At 68.4% G+C, this 14689-nt stretch carries 11 protein-coding genes; 5 read left to right on the top strand and 6 right to left on the bottom strand.

Translation table 11 applies throughout. The features are described from left to right. Nucleotides 1-84 precede the first annotated feature (84 nt). Nucleotides 85-2439, top strand: coding sequence for a DUF7527 domain-containing protein (locus NO360_RS10370; RefSeq protein ID WP_256307734.1), 2355 nt, complete (start codon nucleotides 85-87; stop codon nucleotides 2437-2439). Nucleotides 2440-2485: 46 nt separating this feature from the next. On the opposite strand, the gene NO360_RS10375 is transcribed toward NO360_RS10370, so the two are convergent. Next, nucleotides 2486-2791, bottom strand: a complete 306-nt coding sequence (locus NO360_RS10375) for a hypothetical protein (protein WP_256307735.1) — start codon at nucleotides 2789-2791, stop codon at nucleotides 2486-2488. A gap of 288 nt (nucleotides 2792-3079) precedes the next feature. Between NO360_RS10375 and NO360_RS10380 the strand changes: the two genes are divergently transcribed. Next, nucleotides 3080-4405: an adenylosuccinate synthase gene (locus tag NO360_RS10380; RefSeq protein WP_256307736.1), complete on the top strand. Its 1326-nt coding sequence runs from the start codon at nucleotides 3080-3082 to the stop codon at nucleotides 4403-4405. 53 nt (nucleotides 4406-4458) lie between these two features. Beyond that, a complete protein-coding gene (locus NO360_RS10385) occupies nucleotides 4459-4647 on the top strand; it encodes a methytransferase partner Trm112 (protein WP_256307737.1) in 189 nt (62 codons plus the stop codon). Between the two features lie 20 nt (nucleotides 4648-4667). On the opposite strand, the gene NO360_RS10390 is transcribed toward NO360_RS10385, so the two are convergent. From NO360_RS10390 to NO360_RS10400, 3 genes are all read right to left on the bottom strand, one after another. Then, nucleotides 4668-6281 carry a COG1361 S-layer family protein gene (locus NO360_RS10390; RefSeq protein WP_256307738.1) on the bottom strand — a complete coding sequence of 538 codons (1614 nt, stop codon included), beginning with the start codon at nucleotides 6279-6281 and terminating at the stop codon, nucleotides 4668-4670. Nucleotides 6282-6435: 154 nt separating this feature from the next. Next, nucleotides 6436-7227, bottom strand: coding sequence for an ABC transporter permease subunit (locus tag NO360_RS10395; protein ID WP_256307739.1), 792 nt, complete (start codon nucleotides 7225-7227; stop codon nucleotides 6436-6438). Then, on the bottom strand, nucleotides 7217-8152 hold the full coding sequence (locus NO360_RS10400) for an ABC transporter ATP-binding protein (protein WP_256307740.1): 936 nt from the start codon (nucleotides 8150-8152) through the stop codon (nucleotides 7217-7219). The genes NO360_RS10395 and NO360_RS10400 overlap by 11 nt, the downstream gene beginning before the upstream one ends. Nucleotides 8153-8300: 148 nt before the next feature. On the opposite strand from NO360_RS10400, the gene NO360_RS10405 reads away from it, so the two are divergent. Next, the gene (locus NO360_RS10405; RefSeq protein ID WP_256307741.1) at nucleotides 8301-9215 is read left to right on the top strand and encodes a DUF7524 family protein; all 915 of its coding nucleotides are present in this window, start codon (nucleotides 8301-8303) and stop codon (nucleotides 9213-9215) included. A 59-nt stretch (nucleotides 9216-9274) separates the two neighbouring features. Here NO360_RS10405 and NO360_RS10410 read toward each other — a convergent pair whose 3' ends face one another. After that, on the bottom strand, nucleotides 9275-9409 hold the full coding sequence (locus tag NO360_RS10410) for a DUF7128 family protein (protein WP_256307742.1): 135 nt from the start codon (nucleotides 9407-9409) through the stop codon (nucleotides 9275-9277). A 122-nt stretch (nucleotides 9410-9531) separates the two neighbouring features. On the opposite strand from NO360_RS10410, the gene NO360_RS10415 reads away from it, so the two are divergent. After that, nucleotides 9532-11775 carry an AAA family ATPase gene (locus tag NO360_RS10415; RefSeq protein ID WP_256307743.1) on the top strand — a complete coding sequence of 748 codons (2244 nt, stop codon included), beginning with the start codon at nucleotides 9532-9534 and terminating at the stop codon, nucleotides 11773-11775. A 16-nt stretch (nucleotides 11776-11791) separates the two neighbouring features. Here the strand turns inward: NO360_RS10415 and NO360_RS10420 are convergent, their stop codons facing one another. After that, nucleotides 11792-14647, bottom strand: coding sequence for a DEAD/DEAH box helicase (locus tag NO360_RS10420; protein ID WP_256307744.1), 2856 nt, complete (start codon nucleotides 14645-14647; stop codon nucleotides 11792-11794). Nucleotides 14648-14689: the final 42 nt, after the last annotated feature.

Genomic DNA, 14689 nt, shown 5'->3' on the forward strand with positions numbered 1-14689 from the left:
ACCAGTCAGACGAGGGGTCACACGTCCGACCACCGTCAGACTCTCCGGAAAGTATTTGATCCGGATTCAGTGATACACACAGGGATGAACAGTCGAACTATCGACGTGGTGACCGACTGGGAGACGGTCTCCGCACCGGACGGATACGAGGGGCTCCACGGACTCGCCGACAGGGAGTTCAGCGGGGCCGTCTCCGCCGGGATGACGTGGGCGTTCTTTCTCAACGGCCGCGTCGTCGGCGTCTTCGAGGGGGACATCGAGGACTTCGAGGACGCCGAACTGACCGCCTACCGCGCGGCAGATCCGAGCCTTCCGCTCTTGTTTTCGATGCAGGAACGCGGCGGGGAGACACAGGCGAGTTACTACACGAACGAGACGCCGCTCTCGGAGGCGGACCAGACGCTCTCGAACGGCGGCTTCACGGGCTATATCGAGCTTTCTGAGAACGTCCTCTCCGGGGATTACTACGTCGTCTACCACGGCGGGAAGTCGATGAGTGCCGCCTTCGTCGGGAGCTCCGAACGGCTGCTCACGGGCGATGAGGCGTTCGAGACGGCCGCCGACGAGGTGGGGATCTACGAGGTCATCGACGTCGGCGTCGAACTCGTCGACATCCCGGAACCGCCGGCGGCCGCGGTCGAGGAGGCCGAGGACGAAACGTCGGCCGTGGCGGACCCCGAAGACGCGGGCGAGGCGGGGACCGACGGATCGGAGGAGGCCGCCGCAGAACCCGAGGGGGACACGGCCGCAGAACCCGAGACCGAGGCGGAGGCGACGGCCGAAGCCGATCGCAGCGACGGCGTCACCACCGTCGACGACGCAGAGACTGGACCGGAGGCGAACGCCGATACCGCCGGGGAAGCGGATGACGAATCGGCGGCGACGGACGCGGATTCCGCGGGGGAGGCGAGTGCCGAACCCGCGGCGGCAGACGCCGGTGCGGAGGCGGAGGCCGGATCCACAGGCGGGGCGGCCGCCGAGAGCGACGCTGGGTCGTCGTCGACTGAGCCGGACTCGGAACGCGATAGGCGGCCGTCGCGCGCGGACGACGCGGAGCGGCTGACCGAGCGGGATCCGGCGGCGACGCCGGCGGGACCCCAGCACGATGCGCGGGACCCAGAGTCGACGACGGCGGCCGAGACTGGGGAGTCCGCGATCACCGAGGGGCCGACGGAAGCGACCGGGTCGGAGACGGTGCAATCGAGCGACGGACCCGCCGTGTTCTCCGACGAGGAGCGCTGGCGCGAGGCGAAGACGATTCCGTCGCTCGACCCGAGCGAGTCCAGCGGGAACGGAACGACCGGCGAGGCCGACAGCGACGAATCGGACCGGCGGTCCGCACGCGAGCGGGTCGCACAGATGCAGCGGGACCGGAGCGCGCGGAAGGCGGCGCGCGAGCGGAAGGCGTCGAAGTCGAACCCCTCCCCGGCGAAAGCCAGAGAGCGAGCGTCCTCACCGGCGACGGGCGAGGCGGTCGAACGGCTTAAAAAGCGGCTCTCGCGGGCGCGAGACAGGGTCGAATCGCTCGAAAATGAACGGAACGACCTGGCGGAGGAGCGCGACGAACTCCAGCGCGAACGCGCGGAGCGGGACCAGCGCATCGAGGAACTCGAAGCCGAACGCGAACAGCAGCGCGAGCGTATCGAGGAACTCGAAGCGGAGGTCGAACGTCTCGAAGCCGAACTCGACGCGACGTCGCCCGGGGAGGACGTCACCCAAGAGACCTCGATGTCGCCCGATCAGGCGCTCTCGGGGACGAACCTGTTCGTCCGGTACGATCGAAAGGGCGAGGCCACGCTGGAGCACGCACACGACGGCGAGGCCACGCGCGAGGACGTCAGCGGTAACCTCCGGCTCGAACACCACACCACTTTCGAGACGGAGGGGCTGGTCGTCGACGGACGCCCGTACGTGGCATTCCTACACGACAGCACCGAGTACTCGTTCGCCCACTGGCTCGTGACTGATCTCCTCTACGAGATCGGTCAGACCGGAAACCGGTCCGGTCTGTCGGGCGTGTTCGACGCGATACCCGACATCGATCGCATCGAACTGTACGGCACGGTGGGCGTCGAGACCGACGAGGGCGTCGAACGGCGCGACTTCGACGTCATCTTCCGCGACAAGATGGGCGATCCGCTGTTCGTCGCGGACATCAACGCCTCCCGGAACGCGACGACGGAGGCGATGGTCGACTCGCTCGTGTCGAACACCGGGACCATCGCGAGCGAGGACGAGTCGCTGGCGGCGGGTTTCTACGTCACCGAGTCCTTCTACGAACCCGGCGCGCTGGAGACGGTCGCCGAGGAGACCGGGGGCGGGCTCCTCTCGCGGTCGAGCAAACTGTCGTACGTGAAACTGTCGCGGAAGCGCGGCTACCACCTCTGCCTGGCGGAGGCCCGGAACGGGGAGTTCCACCTGAACGTGCCGGATCTGTAGGCGGAAAGCAAAAACGAGGCGAAAACGGGTCTTCGGACGTCCGAACTCAGCCTTGAACTTCGACGGCCTCTTCGATCTTCATCTCGTCGAGTTTGTCGACGATCTGATCGAGTTTCTCGTCGAGTTCGTCGACGAAGTCGGCGGTCCGCTCGGTCGTGATCGCACCTTGGCTCGACGGTTCGATGAGGTTCTCCTCTTCGAGGACGCGCAGCGAATAGCGGACCTTGTGATGCGGGTAGCCGGTCTCGTTCGACATCTTCACGATCCCGATCGGTTCGCTTTCGATGACCATTCTCAGGACCTGCAAGTGGCGTTCTAGCATATCCACTTCCTTCTCCAGTCGGTCTATCATGTCATCTGTTAACTTGTCTGGGCAGGATTTAAATGTTGCCCTCCGGACCGCAGAACCAGCCGACGAGGGTCCGGATTCCCGCCGCGTACGGGTGTTGTTACCGTGTACGAGCGGGGGTGTAAATAACGATTCGGGTCGATTCTCACGCGGTGGTTCCGCCGGCGAGACGGGGAGGGGATGCGGGGGGGTGGCATCGACCCGTCCGCAGCCGACAGCCACGTCCGCGGCTCGACTCTCGATCGCTCGCGGACCGTAATGGGTTTTACGGGGGGCGGAGAACCGCCGTGTATGACCGTCACGATCGTCGGCTCCCAGCTCGGCGACGAGGGCAAGGGTGCGCTCGTCGACCTGTGGGGAGGCGACGCCGACGTCGTCGCCCGGTATCAGGGCGGCGACAACGCAGGCCACACCGTCGTCGAGGGCGGCAACGAGTACAAGCTTTCGCTGGTGCCGAGCGGCGCCGTCCGCGACAAGGTCGGCGTGCTCGGAAACGGCTGCGTCGTCAATCCGAAGACGCTGTTCTCGGAGATCGACGACCTCCGCGACCGCGGCCTCGACCCCGACGTCCGCGTGGCCCGACGCGCACACGTGATTATGCCGTATCACCGCCGACTCGACGGCATCGAGGAGGAGGCCAAATCCGACTCCGACCTCGACGCCGGAACTACCGGGCGGGGAATCGGGCCGACCTACGAGGACAAGGCCGGTCGCCGCGGCATCCGGGTCGGCGACCTGCTCGACCCGGCCGTGCTCCGCGACCGCCTCGAATACGTCGTTCCCCAGAAGCGCGCGCTGGCCGAGGACGTCTTCGGCGTCGATCCCGACGAGGCCTTCGACGTCGACGCCGTCTTCGAGGAGTACCGCGAGATCGGCGAGCGTTTGAAGGAAGAGTCGATGACCGTCAACGCCGGGGAGTTCCTCGGCTCGCATCTGGACGACGGCGACGACGTCCTGTTCGAGGGCGCCCAGGGCACCTCGATCGACATCGACCACGGCATCTACCCGTACGTCACCTCCTCGAACCCGACCGCCGGCGGCGCGGCCACCGGCACGGGCGTCGGGCCGACCGTCGTCGGCCGCGGCGAGGTCGTCGGCATCGTCAAGGCGTACCTCTCGCGCGTCGGCACCGGGCCGCTCCCGACGGAACTGACCGGCGGCGACGAGGACCTCGCGGACTACATCCGCGAGAAGGGCGGCGAGTTCGGCACCGTCACCGGCCGACCCCGCAGGATCGGCTGGCTCGACATCCCGATGCTCAGACACGCCGCTCGCGTGAACGGGTTCACCGGCATCGCCGTGAACCACATCGACGTGCTCGCCGGTCTCGACGAGGTGAAGGTGGGCCACTCCTACGACCTCGACGGCGAGGAACTGTTCACGATGCCCGCGACGACCGAACGCTGGGGTCGCTGCGAACCGAACCTCCGCGAGTTCGAACCGTGGCCGGAGGTCGACTGGACGGCCGTCGCCGAGGATGGCTACGACGCGATTCCGGAGAACGCTCAAGCGTATCTCGACTACGTCTCCGCGGAGGTCGATGCGCCGATCTACGCCATCGGCGTCGGCCCAGACCGTGCGGAGACGATCGAATTAGCGAACCCCTTCGACGAGTAAGCGAAGGTCGCGAACCCGTAGCCTTTTCACCGGCGCTTGCCTTCCGTAGCGTGATGAAAGAGTCTCTGATGGACATCCTCTGTGATCCCCTCGACAAGAGCGACCTCGAACTCGAAGTCGACGAGCGCGACGGCGAGGAGATCATCGAGGGCCGACTCATCGGAACCGTCACGGGCGAAGTGTACCCCATCGAGGACGGCATTCCGAACCTGCTGCCGCCGGATATGCGCGACGAGGAGTAGTCCCCGCGGCCGTCCCGACGTTACCGCCTGTTGAGCCACCACCATCCGGCGACGAGGGCGACGACGGCGACCACGGCACCGACACCGAGAAGCGTCGAGTCGTCCGTTCCCTCCTCCTCGGTGACGGTCACCGGAACGACGGAGGCATCCAGTCGCACCGTTTCGCCGTCCGGCCGCTCCGCCGTGACGTTCAGCGACACCGAAGACTGCGTCGCGACAGCGTCCTCGGACACGGTAACCTCGAACGCGAGCGTCGCGGTCTCGCCCGGTCCGAGTTCCGGGACGTACGCGGTCCGCGACGCGGAGGAGAACGGATCCGTCACCTCGATCCGACCGCGAACGTCCGAGAGCGCCACGTCCTCGACGTTCCGAAGTCGAACGGTCAGTCGATTGTCCGAATCCACGTCGAAGGTCGCGTTTTCGGGGGCCACAGCCAGCCAGTCGCGTTCCGGCCGGAGCCGGACGGCGGGTTCGAGCGGGTCGCTCGTTCCGGGGTTCCCCCGGGCGTCGCGGTAGCGGACGGTCAGGTTCAGTTGCCGTCTCCCGGCCGACGCGCCGTCGCCGACGTCGACCTCGAAGGTGAAGTTGCGCCGGTCGCCGGGTGCGAGACGTCCCAGCGCGACTTCGCCGTCGACGGGGGCGACGTGGGGGCTCGACGAGCGATAGACGAGGACGGCGCGTTCGACGGGGACCGGACCGCGGTTCCCGACTGTCCCGCTGATCGTTCCGGGTTCGCCGACGTACAGGTCGCTCGACAGATTCCTGACGGCGAACGCGACCTCCGCCTGCGGCACGATTCCGGCGGTCAGTTCACGCGAGGCCCGCTGAACGCCGTCGACGTCCGTGTACGAGACCGTGGCCGCGACCGGGTACTCCCGTCGCACCGCGTCGGAAGCGACGCGCGCACGGAACTCGAAGGTGCGGTTCTCGCCCGGTTGCCAAGCGTCGCTGAACGCTCGCGCCTCGGCCGAGCCCCGGCCGAAGGTGAGCTCCTCGTCGGCGGACCGGAGACGCAGCGTCGCCTCGGACGCCGGTTCCGTCCCGACGTTTTCGACGGTCACGGCCACCGGTCCGACACCGCCGACGCGCGTGTTCGACGCCACGTCGACGACCTCGAACCGGGGGCGGTCACGGACCGTGATCTCGATGAAGCGGGTGCGGGTGCGTTGGTAGTTCCGGAACTCCGGGTCGTCGGTTCCCGATCCGTACCGAACCGTCCGCGTGTAGCTGTAGCGGACGTCGACCGGGAGTCGGTAGGTCCCCGGTCTCGCGTCCGCCGGAATCGTGAGCGACACCTCGAACGGCCCCACGGTGCCTTCGGGAACGTTGCCGGCGGGGATCCGACCGGTGTTGACCCTGATCGGGGAGGAACCGCTCCGAACCTCCGCGGTCAGCGCCCGGGCGGTGATGACGCGCTCGACGTACTCCGTCGGGCCGGCCTCCCGGATGATCCCGTCGTTCGTGACGTAGATCGGAATCGTCACCTCCTGGCCGGGGGCGACCCGGTTGTCGGGCGCCTGAATCGAGATCTCGGGCGAGCCCTCGACCTCTTCGACGATCGCGGTGGAAACCGGGACGCTCGAGAGCACGACGAGGAAGACGACCAGGCCGGTGAGACGGCGGGGGAGAGCCATCAGTCCGGTCTCCGGCCGGTCGGACGAGTCGTGGCCTCGGCGCACGCGGACCGCAACCGTGCGGCCGTCCGCCCTTCGGGCGTTCTGTCCATCAGTACGCACAGACCACGCGAACTCAGTTAAAATGTGTTGTGTGTGTCACGACGGGCGAGGCTCAGAGGTCGCGGGAGCGGAACCGGACCACGCTGAGAAAGAGGAGGAAGAGCGCGGCCGAGAGCAGCAGCAGCGCGTCGCCGACGGCGAGCGTCTCCCGGAGGAGTATCTCCGTGGGGTCGATGTACCGCGTCGGACTCACGTCGCCCAGCCACTCGGTGTCGGTCCCGGCAGTGACGGAGTCGAGCAGAAACAGGAGGAAGACGGTCGCGATGCCGCCCAGTTGGGCGGTGCTCGCGCGGTCGACCGTGACCGAGAGCACCTGGCCGATGCCGAGACAGACCAGGTGATACGGGACCGAGAGCAGATGCACGGCGAGCAGATAGCGCGGATCGACCGGGTACCCGATCGCCACCGTCCCGCCGAACACGACGAGCGGAATCAGGAGGTTGAGCAGGACGAGCGGCGTGAGTAGCGCGAGCGTCTTCTCGACGGCGACCTGCGTTCTCGACACCGGCGCCGCCAGAACCAGATACAGCCGCTTCGACTCGATGTCGCCGGCAAACGTCCCGCCGGCGGCGTACGCCATATACAGTCCGAGGAGCAGGACCCAGATGAACTGGTACAGTTCACCGGCGACGAACCCTTCGATTGTCGAAAAGGACTCCACACCGAAGCCCTCGCGGACTGACTCTGGGTAGGCCTCCAGCAACGCGTCGAAGTCGGCCCCCGCCTCTGCGATCGACGGGTAGAGGTAGACGATCAACAGCGAAAACAGCGACAGGAGGACTGTCAGCGCGACGGCCCCCCGCACCCGCTGGCGAGCCTCGTATCGCGTCGTCTCAAACCGCATCGCGTTCCTCCTCCGCTCCTCGCTCCTCCTCTGCTCCTCGCTCCTCCTTTGTACCCCCGTAGAAGTGCATAAAGACCTCCTCGATCGGCGGTTCGTCGATCTCGACGTCAATCACCCGATGGGCGGACAGTTCCGCGAACAGATCGTTGTAGTCGCCGGTAAACGTGAACTGCGCCTCGCGGCCCTCCGATTCGAAGTCGACGACGCCGTCGAGGTCGATTTCGTCGGCCGTCAGCGGGGTCTCGGTGTGAACGCGAACGCGCTTGCCGCCCCGTTCGAGGAGGTCGCCGACGTGCTCGACCGTGACGAGTCGACCGTCCCTGATGATCCCGACGCGGTCGCAGACGCGCCGGACCTCGCCGAGGACGTGCGAGGAGAAGAAGACCGTCTTCCCGTCCGCGCGCTCCTCGCGGAGAAACCGGTTGAACGCCTCCTGTTTGAGCGGGTCCAGCCCCGACGTGGGCTCGTCCATCACGATCAGGTCGGGGTCGTGCATAAACGCCTGCACGATCCCCAGCATCTGTTTGTTGCCCGTCGAGTACTCTCTGATCTTCCGTTCCAGCGGCGGCCTGAACAGTTCGAGGAGTTCCTCGCGCCGCGCGTCGCCCTTGAGACGACCCTGGTAGTCCAGAAACGCGCCGCCCGTAACCGCGTCGTTGAACGCGGGTTCGCCCGGGAGAAAGCCGATCCGGCCGCGTACCTTTCGGAGGGCACGCGTGTCGCGAACGTCCGCACCGAGGACCGTCGCCGTCCCCTCGGTCGGCGTCTGGAACCCCATCAGCTGCCGGATCGTCGTCGACTTGCCGGACCCGTTCGGGCCCAGGTAGCCGAATATTTCGCCGTGATCGATCGAGAATTCGAGGCGGTCGTTGGCCACCGTCTCCCCGTACGCCTTCGTCAGCCCTCGGACCTCGATCGCCGCCATCGTATCGGAGCATATGTCACCGACGTATAAAATACGCCCCTCCGGACGACGCCACCGACGACCGGCACGCGGATTTCGCCTCGCTGGCGCCGCAAACGGCTTCGATTCAGCCTGAACGTTTTTACTCGTCGGCGTCGTTGTCATCGACGTGTCAGAATCGCTCCGGGTGGAACTGAACCGCGAGGCCGTTCACGCCATCGACGCCCCCGACGCGTTCACCGCTGAGGGGCCGTTCCACATCGAACTCCACAACGCGGGCGGTGCGGTCCACGTCCACCTCCACCTCGACGACGACCTCTCGCGCGTCTCACGGCTCGACGACGTGAATCACTACGTCGAGGAGGGCGCGACGAAGCGGGTTCCGGTCGGCGTCCTCCCGAACCGTGATTCCCGCAGGGGTCGACTCAAGATCGTCTCCGGATACGGCGCGGAGGAGGCGTACGTGAGTCTGACGGTCGTTCCGAAGTCGAACCGGCGGGCCGCCTCCGGAGGGAACCGGCGAAAGGATTCGGGGAGTGGTTCAGGGAGCGATGCGGCGCGTCGCTCACCGGGTGCGAACGACTCGCGGAGCGGTGAGACGGCGACGGCAGATCGGACCGGCGAGGCGGATCAGGAGGCCGCGACCGGCGGGGCGGGGACGATCGGCAGAACAGCGGTGAACGACGGGAGGGCGACGACCGGTGGGACGGGGACGGCGAACCGGCCGTCTCCGACGGTCCGGAACGACGACGGCGGTGCCGATCACGGGAGCAGCGTCGACCGGGACGCCGGTCCCGCCGACGCCTCGATGGAGTCGGAGGTCAGTGCGTCGCAGAGCGGATCACGCCCCCAGTCAGCGTCGGAAGGGCAGAGAGACGCCCTCGGACTCGACTCGCTCGGGGACGTCGTCGCCGACGGCTGGCGCAAATCGCCGGAAGCAGTCACGTTCCTCGCGCTGGCCCTCGTGGCAGTGGTCGTCGGCGGCGGCGTGATCGCCGTCGTCGACGAACTTCTCTTGGCACTCGTCGTCGCGGCGGTCGTCGCGGGCGCCGTCGCGGTCGCCGGGTGGCTCCTGCTACAGTGACCCCCGCATAGATCTGGACCACGCGAACAGGCTCGACGCCGTCGACGACCGCCCGCTCCTCACTGGAGGTACGACGGATCCTCGGCGTCGCAGTTCTCCTCGTGGGCCTTCGCGTCCCGCTCGTCGTCGAGCAACAGTCCGCACTCGTCACACTGGTACCACGTCCCTCCGTCCCGCTCGACGGTCGACACCATATCGTGAGACACGTTGTCACGACTCAAAACGCTTCCCCCCAGAGGCGTGCGGGCCCGATTCGACCGGCGTCGTCCGGGGACAGGCGGGCAAGACAAAAGAGCGGTCGAACCGAAGCGGGGGTATGAGCGCGGACGACACCCTCGAACTGACCGTTCGGGGGGCGGAAAAGCGGGACGCCGGGCGAGGGATCGCGCGGCTCCCCGAACCGGCGCGACGGCGACTGGGCGTCCTCAGCGGCGACACCGTCGTCGTGGCGGGCGAGAGAGAGACCGTCGCGAAGGTGTGGCCGGCCGGCGGCGACGTGCCGACCGACGTCGTCCTCGTCGACGCCGACACGCGGACGAACGCCGGGGCGAAGATCGGCGCGACCGTCAGCGTCCGGAAGGTCGACGTCGACGACGCCGACTCGGTGACGCTGTCGATGCCCGACGACGTGGCCTTCGCGGACGACGACCGGGCGGTCGAACTGATCAAGCGGGCGATCCGCGACCGGCCGATCAAGCCCGGCGGCCAGATCCACTTCGAGACGCTGAGCGACGACCCGTTCGTCGTCTCGGAGACGTCGCCGGAGGGGATGGTCCGCGTCACCGAGGAGACGGAACTCCGACTGAGCCGCGAGGGGCGGTTGAGCCGCGTCGTCACCTCCATCTCGGAGGGCGTTCGCGGCTCCGGCGGCGGCCGGGGACCCAGCGACGGCGACGGTGGCGGAGCGGGCGGTCGCGGCGGTCGAAGCGGTGGCGCGGGCGGCGTCGCGACCGCCGACAGCGGCGTGTCGGTCACCTACGAGGATATCGGCGGCCTCGACGAGGAACTCGACCTCGTCAGGGAGATGATCGAACTGCCGCTCTCGGAGCCGGAGGTGTTCGCCCACCTCGGGATCGACCCGCCGAAGGGCGTGCTCCTGCACGGGCCGCCCGGGACCGGGAAGACGCTCATCGCGAAGGCCGTCGCCAACGAGGTCGACGCGACGTTCGTCGACGTCTCCGGGCCGGAGATCATGTCGAAGTACAAGGGCGAGTCCGAGGAGAAACTCAGGGAGAAGTTCACCGACGCCCGCGAGAACGCGCCGGCGATCGTCTTCTTCGACGAGATCGACTCGATCGCGAGCAAGCGCGACGACGGCGGCGACGTCGAGAACCGCGTCGTCGGGCAGTTGCTCTCGCTGATGGACGGCCTCGACGCCCGCGGCGACGTCGTCGTCATCGGCGCGACAAACCGCGTCGACACGCTCGATCCCGCGCTGCGCCGCGGCGGCCGCTTCGACCGCGAGATCGAGATCGGCGTCCCCAACGAGCAGGGCCGGCGGGAGATCCTCGACGTCCACACGCGACGGATGCCCCTCGCCGACGACGTCGACGTGGACCGACTGGCCGCGCGGACGCACGGCTTCGTCGGCGCGGACCTCGAATCGCTGACGACCGAGGCGGCGATGATCGCGCTCCGCCGGGGCCGCCGAGCGGACGCCGCGGCTCCGATCACCGGGCTGGAGGTGACCCGTGCGGACTTCGAGGCCGCGATGGCCGCGGTCGAACCCTCGGCGATGCGGGAGTACGTCGCGGAGTCGCCGACGACGACGTTCGACGACGTCGGCGGCCTCGACGACGCGAAGCGGACGCTCGAACGCGCGGTGACGTGGCCGCTGACGTACGGACCGCTGTTCGACGCAGCGAAGGCGGACCCGCCCACGGGCGTCCTCCTCCACGGCCCGCCGGGGACCGGCAAGACGCTCCTGGCTCGCGCCATCGCCGGCGAGAGCGGCGTCAACTTCGTGCAGGTCGCCGGCCCCGAACTGCTGGACCGCTACGTGGGCGAGTCGGAGAAGGCGGTACGAGAGGTGTTCGAGCGCGCGAGACAGGCCGCCCCGGCGATCGTCTTCTTCGACGAGATCGACGCGGTCGCGACGAACCGCGACGCGGCGAGCGGCGACTCCGGCGTCGGCGAGCGGGTGGTCTCACAACTCCTGACCGAACTCGATCGGCTGGCCGACCACCCGAACCTCGTCGTCCTCGCGGCGACGAATCGGAAGGCAGCGCTCGATCCAGCCCTCCTGCGACCCGGGCGCTTGGAGTCCCACGTCGAGGTCCCCGCGCCGGACGAGGCGGCCCGACGCGAGATACTCGACGTCCACCTGGACGGCAAGCCGCTGGCCGACGACGTCGACCGCGACGAACTCGCCGCGGCCACCGAGGGCTACTCGGGCGCGGACGTCGCCGCCGTCGTCCGCGAGGCGTCGATGCGCGCGATCGAACGCGTCGCGGCGGCCTACGAGGGAGAGACGGCCAACGAGCACGCCGGCGAGGTCGTCGTCTCCAGAGATGATTTCGAAGCTGCGCTGGAGGCGGTCGGGCCGTCAGGTGAGTCTTAGGCGGGGCGATCGAACCTCAGTCCCAGAACGACTGCGTCCGCGCGTACTGCCGCTCCTGTTCGAGGATGTCGCGGTAGAAGTCGGCCTCGTCCTCCCGGAGTTTGCCGATGATCCGAGCCGCGGTCTGCGGCCCGACGCCGCGCCCGGCGAGTGCGATCACGGCCTGCTTGCCGTGGCTCTGGACGAGACTCGCCGAGCGGTAGGCGCGCTCGACGAGGCGCTCCGCCTCGCTGTCGCGCTCGTCGGGGTCGGCCCGGACCGCCGCGGGCGTCTCCTCGTCCCAGGGGTTCAGACAGGCGATTCGGGTCGCGCCGCACTCCGGGCACTCTGGCTGGTCTCGCACCCGGCGGACCTTCGTCTCGTGCTCCCAGTCCGAACAGTGCAGACAGAGCAGTCGGACGCGGTCGTTCCGAATCCGCTCTTCGATCGCCTCGATCACGCTCGCGTCGGCGTTCTCGGGGACGAGCAGTTCGCGGCCGCTGGAGCGGCCGTCGACGCCGATCGGGGTCCGCTCCCGGGCGGTCTCCAGCGAGAGGGGGCTCTCGTCGTCGTGGAGTCGGTCGAGCAGGTCCGCCGTCGCCTCGACCGCGAGGTCGACGTGGAAGACCTCCCGGACGGCCTCGTCGTAGACGGGCGTGTCTTCGAGCGCGGCGAGCAGGCGGTCCGCGCCGAAGCGCTCCCGGCCCTGGTAGCGCTTGAGCGCGCCGAACTTCGCGGCGACCTGCGCGAGCGTGAACTTCAGCGCGTCGGAGTTTTTGAGCGCCAGTTCGAGGACGGCCTCGACGTGGGCCGGATCGGTCGTCTCCAGCACCTCGACGACGTCGCGGGCGGACGCCCGCGAGGAGACCTCCAGTTCGATTCGGTAGGGGCTTATCTCCATTCCCACCGACGTGCCGGTGCGCTGCCCGACGAGCGCGGCGAGCAGGCGGCCCAGCGTCTCGTTCACGCGGTGGCCGTAACAGCTGTTGAGCACGACCTGCCGGGCCTGCCCCTCGACGACGAGCCTGTCGGCCGTCGGGATCGGATGGCCGGCCTCGACCTGCCGCTCGATCGGGTCCAGGGCGGAAGCGAGCGTCTCCGTATCGGTCGGATACCGGGCCCGGAGGTCGCGGGCGACCGCCGCCCGCGACGCGCCGCTCTCGAACTGCCCGGCGGCGACGTCGCGGATCTCGCCCACCTCGTTGGCGACGGCGGCCGGGACGGGGATCTCCGAGCCGGTCCAGGAGGGGACCTCACCGCTGGGGTCCTCGATCGGCGTGACGTTCACCCGCGCCTCCTCGTCGTCGATGTCGTTGATGCGCCACATCTCGCCGCGCTGGACGAAGGCTGCACCGGGTTCGGCGAAGTTAACGACGAAGCGCTCGTCGAGCGTGCCGATCTGGCCCCGCGAGGAGATGTCGTGGACCTCGTAGGTCTCCTCGTCGGGGATCATCGAGAGGTTGGCGTAGAAGTACTGCCAGGTGCCGCCCGATTTCTCCAGGCGGTCGGCCTCCTCGTCGAGCCAGAGGAGGCGGTTCTTCGAGAGTTCTCTGACCACCTCGCGGAACGTCTCCGTCGCCAGATCCGAGAACGGGTAGGCCGCCGTCACGAGGTCGTAGGCCCGCCGCGCCGACACCTCGCCCTCGTCCATCACGACGCCGACGATCTGGTTCGCCACGGTGTCGAGGCTGGCGTGGTGGATCCGCGCGGGTTCGACGTCTCCCGCTTCGGCGCGACGGGCGATGGCGAGCGCTTCGAGGGTGTCGTCGGGAGAAGAGGTGACCAGCGTCCCCCGCGAGACCTCGTCGCGGCGGTGCCCCGCCCTGCCGACGCGCTGGAGGAGCCGCGAGACCTCTCTGGGACTGCCGTACTGGACGACGTGGTCGACGCGGCCAACGTCGATGCCGAGTTCCATCGATGAGGTACAGACGAGCGCGTCGAGATCGCCGGATTTGAACCGGTCCTCGACGTCGATTCGGACGTCCTTCGAGAGCGAGCCGTGGTGGACCTCGATCGGCTCGCCGAGCGTCTTGAACCGCGAGCCCAGCGCCTCGGCGGTCTGCCGCGTGTTGACGAACACGAGCGTCGATTCGTGGTCGCGGACGACGTCTCGGATCACTCGAACGTGGCTCGCGATCTCGTCGTCGGTGGCGAGTCTCCCGGCCAACTGCTCGTCCTCGGGCGTGGTCTCGGGACGGGTGACCGTGAACGAGACGTCGCTGCCGACGTCGACCTCGACGATCTCGAACCCCCGATCGCCCGTCAGGAACTTCCCGACCTCTTCGGGAGAGCCGACGGTCGCCGAGAGGCCGATCCGCTGGAACGGCCCAGAGAGCGCCCGCAGTCGTTCTAAAGCGACGGTCAGTTGTGCCCCGCGCTTCGCGGAGGCGAGTTCGTGGACCTCGTCGACGACGACGTGGCGGACGTCCGAGAGGGCGCGACGCAACTTCTTGCCCGTCAGCATCGCCTGCAGCGTCTCCGGCGTCGTCACCAGGACGTCCGGCGGGTCGTCGGCCTGCTTGCCGCGCTGGTACTGCGTCGTGTCGCCGTGGCGGACGTCGATCTCGACGTCCAACTCCTCGCCCCACCACTCCAAGCGCTGGCGCATATCCCGATTGAGCGCCCGCAACGGGGTGATGTAGAGCGCCGAGAGCCCCTCGCGTTCCTCGGGGTCCGAGCGAACGATGGCGTCGAGCACGGGGAGCATCGCCGTCTCCGTCTTGCCCGTTCCGGTGGGCGCGATCACGAGGGCGTTCTTTCCGGCCGCGAGCGGCGGAATAGCGCGGCGCTGCGGCTCCGTCGGCGTCTCGAACCCGCGGTCGGACAGCGCCGCCCGGACCGACTCGCCGAGCGAGGTGAAGGCGTCCATCCCCCGCGACGCGCCCTCTGACATCGGTGGGACTACCGGCGCGAGCGGATTAAGCGCAGCGTTCGA

This window comes from Halobellus litoreus, assembly GCF_024464595.1.
Taxonomy (GTDB): Archaea; Halobacteriota; Halobacteria; order Halobacteriales; family Haloferacaceae; genus Haloquadratum; species Haloquadratum litoreum.